Annotated in this window: 2 protein-coding genes; both read right to left on the bottom strand. The window is 72.0% G+C overall.

Going from position 1 to position 3,421, the window contains the following annotated elements; translation table 11 throughout:
* Nucleotides 1-204: 204 nt before the first annotated feature.
* Nucleotides 205-486, bottom strand: coding sequence for a transposase (locus ACAM49_RS39315; RefSeq protein ID WP_245550498.1), 282 nt, complete (start codon nt 484-486; stop codon nt 205-207).
* A 23-nt stretch (nt 487-509) separates the two neighbouring features.
* Nucleotides 510-2,537 carry a hypothetical protein gene (locus tag ACAM49_RS39310; protein WP_369640597.1) on the bottom strand — a complete coding sequence of 676 codons (2,028 nt, stop codon included), beginning with the start codon at nt 2,535-2,537 and terminating at the stop codon, nt 510-512.
* Nucleotides 2,538-3,421 lie beyond the last annotated feature (884 nt).

The following is a 3,421-nucleotide window of genomic DNA, read 5'->3' as shown; positions in this document are numbered from 1 at the left end:
CCTCGAGCAACCGGGTGGTGGACGTGGGCGGTTGCGCGCCGGTGGATTTCGAGCCGCCACCGCCGCTCGAGCCGGTGGCGCACGCGGTGCTCAGCAGCGCCGTGCTCACCACCACCGTCATGCTCAGCACAGCCATCACCACCTGCGAAGGGCCTCCCTTCCAGGCTAGTCGCCGATGTCGATGCCCGCGCCATATCATGCGGCTCATGTGCCGCGCTTGGCGTCGTGGAGGGTTTCCACCAGGGTGCGGTTCATCTCGGCCGCGGCGGCCAGCTGCTGCTGCAGCAGCGCCACCTTGCGGCGCAACGCGATAGCGTCCATGCGTTCCAGGCCCGGGCTCTCCGCGGCGCGGACCCAGTTGCGCACCGAGTTGGTGTGCACGCCGATCTGGTCGGCGACCACCCGGCAGGCCTCCGATTCCGAGCGGAGCTTGCCGGTGAGCGCGATGACCTGTTCGACCGCGGCCTGTCTGACCTCGGGCGACACTCTTCGATACGACCGGTGCGGCATCATGCGGCGCTCCCCTCGTCCGAGCCGCGGCTGGCGGTGGTCTCGGTGAATTCGCTGAAACGCTGGTTGGTGTCGTGGATTCCGCTCTCCCGCTCGGAGAGGGTGAACTCCATGTGGAACGGGATTCCGGGGCGGCGGTCCTCACCGATCTTGAGCAGGAACTTGCCGGTGCCGGGCGCGGGCGGGCGCTGCTGGCCCGGTTTGAGCGCCTCGCCGGTAAGTGCCTGCGGCGCGGACCAGCTGGTCACCATCTCCTCCTCGGCGGCGGTGAACGGCACGGTGGAATCCAGGCGCGAGATCTCCTCGGCGGGCAGCGCGCCGAAGATCTTGGCGCGGGCGCGTTCCAGGAAGCCGAGCGCCTTGGCGATGGCCGCCTCGGAGCCCAGGGCCTGCAGGTCCTTGATGGTGTGGCTGATCATGATGAGCGAGGTGGCGATGCCGCGCTGCAGACGGGTGAGCTCGTCGACGCGGTCGACCATGAAGTCGCCCAATCCCAGCACCTGCCACAGCTCGTCCATGACGACCTGGAAGTAGCGCTGCGGGCCCAGATCCGCGTCCGCCAGCACGTGCGCGGCCTCGACGGAGGCGAAGCCGTCGGCCCAGCAGGCCAGCATGACGGCGGCCTTGAGCTTCTTGTCGCCGTTGGGGATGTGGGAGACGTCGATGCAGACGGCGGTGGCGGTGGTGTCGATGGGAGTCGTGGTGTGGCCGTTGAAGATCGCGCCGAAGGGGCCCTGCGTCAGGGCGCGCAGGGAGCGGCGCAGGCCCTTGATGGCCTCGTGGTATTCCTCCGGGTTGTCCGCGCCCGCGTCGAGTTGCATTTCCGCGCCGCCCGCGACGACCACGTCCAGGAGGTTCTCGAGGATGGGCGGCTGGTCGGGGGTGAAGCCGCTGCCCTCGCGGTAGAGGATGCGCAGGCCGGTGTTGATGAGGGTTTCCTCGAAGTCGCGCACCCGGGCGCCGCGCACCAGTTCCACCAGACCGGCCACGAGAGTGACCTGGCGGGCGCGCATTTCCTGCATCACCTGGGTCTGCAGTTCTGGGAAGGCTTCCAGCATCGGCACGATCGAGCCGAGCACGCCGGCGGCGAGCGGGTTGAGTTTGCCGTGGCCGTAACCCAGGTCGATGACCTGGCCGCCGACCAGTTCCACCAGCTTGCGGTAGTCGGGCTTGACGTCGGCGAGGATCAGCGGCGTGATGCCCTGGGCGACACCGCCGAGCACGATCCGGCGCACCAGCGAGGACTTGCCGAAACCGTTGAGCCCCAGCACGAAAAGGCTCGGCGCGGTGATGAAGCTGCCGCGCATGAACCAGTTCATCGGGTCGAAGCACACCGGCGCGCCGGTGTGCAGATGCGAGCCCAGCGGGGTGCCGATCAGCGGCGCGCCCGCGCCGACCGACCACGGCCACAGGCCCGCGACCTGCGCGGTGGTGGCCCGGTATTCGACCGGTCGGCCGACGACGTTCATCCGGCCGCCGCCGGGGCCGATATAGCCGCGATCGGTGAGTTGCGCTGTGGTGCGGTCGAATTCGTCGAAGCTGCCGTACTCCATCCGCTCCGCGCGCGCCGCGAAATTCCGGCGGCGCAGATCGTCGGTGTGCAGCCGGAAGGTCGCCCAGGCGGCCTTGAGCCCGCTGCCCTCGCGCGCGGTGACCTCGAGCTTGGCGCGGGTGCTGTCGTCGAGCAGCTTGGGGCCCTGCTGCTTCTTCTTGGCCGCCGCCTTGCGCGCCGCGGCCCGCTTGGCCGCCGCCTCCCGCTCGGCCTTCTCGGCGGCCTTGTCCCGCTGGCCCTTCCGGCTCCGCTCGGCCTCGACGGTGGCCCGGTCGGGCCGCGCACTGCGCGCGGGCCGCTTGCGCACCGGCCGCTCCCCCGCCTCGGTGCCCGGTCGCGCCGACCGTCCTCGCCCCGGTGCTCCGGCCCGTCCGCCGAGATGCACGCGATCCGCGTCCGTGGGCCGCCCGCGCCCTTCGGAGCCGGTACGTCCTTCGGCACCGTTGCGCCCTTCGGAGCCGTTGCCGCGCCACATTTCCCGGTCCGGGTCGGTCCGCCGGACACGTCCCGGCTCGCCCTCGCCGCGCCGCTGCGCATCGCCGTCGGCCGCCGCCTCACGACTGCGCTTGCGCCGCATCCGTTCTCCCTCGGTCGGTTCCGGCCCGCGCACCCGCCTGCGCTCCGGCCGTTCGGGTGCGGAGGGCGAGAGGGATGCGGCCGCGGGCTCCTCGCGCAGCCCGGCCGCCGCCGCGCGCAGCGCATCGGCGGAGTCGTGCTCATGCGGCAACGCGAGCTCGCGACCCACCGAAGGTTCCGCTATTCCCGACATTTCAGGCGCGGAAGCGGTGATGCCGTCGCCCTCGGCCGCCGAATTGTGTGCCGCCTCCGCGACGTCCGAGATCCGATCGCCCGATTCGCCCGCCCCGCCGGTGGGTTCGAGCGCGGGCATGGCCGGAAGCCGACGCCGCGACGGCTGGGCGACGGCGCCCCGCGCCTCACCATCCCGACCGCCCGGTTCGGCAAGCGCGGCGGCGTCCCACGTAGCGACCCCGCCCCCGGCTTCCGAGTCCGACGGGCCCGTCCGGACCGTGTCGGCGCCGCGCCCGGCACGACCCGAATCACCCTCGCGCACACCATGATCCGCACGCTCTACCGTGTCGTAACCACCGGTCGCCGGGTTCGGGCGCGATGCGGGCACCGCCGGGTGGTCGACGTCCGCGCCGGCCCGACCCGCGGCGTCGATATCGGCGTGGTGCTCGACGGTCCGCGATTCGATCTCGGGCCGTGGCGGTTCCACCGCCGGTTCCGGGTCCGCGAACTCCGCCGAGTAGTCGATCGGGGTGTCGCGGCGCAGCATTCGGCGGTCCGGGAGGGTGCCGCGGCGGGGGCGGTGTTCGTCGCGCATGACCCGGGAGGGGG

This window comes from Nocardia sp. JMUB6875 (genome assembly GCF_041154655.1).
GTDB lineage: Bacteria > Actinomycetota > Actinomycetes > Mycobacteriales > Mycobacteriaceae > Nocardia.
This window is presented reverse-complemented; position numbering and strand designations above follow the sequence as displayed.

Bases quoted from the DNA above. Each gene is read 5' to 3' on its own strand.
- ACAM49_RS39310 (WP_369640597.1), bottom strand. From the start codon at position 2,537: ATGTGGCGCGGCAACGGCTCCGAAGGGCGCAACGGTGCCGAAGGACGT.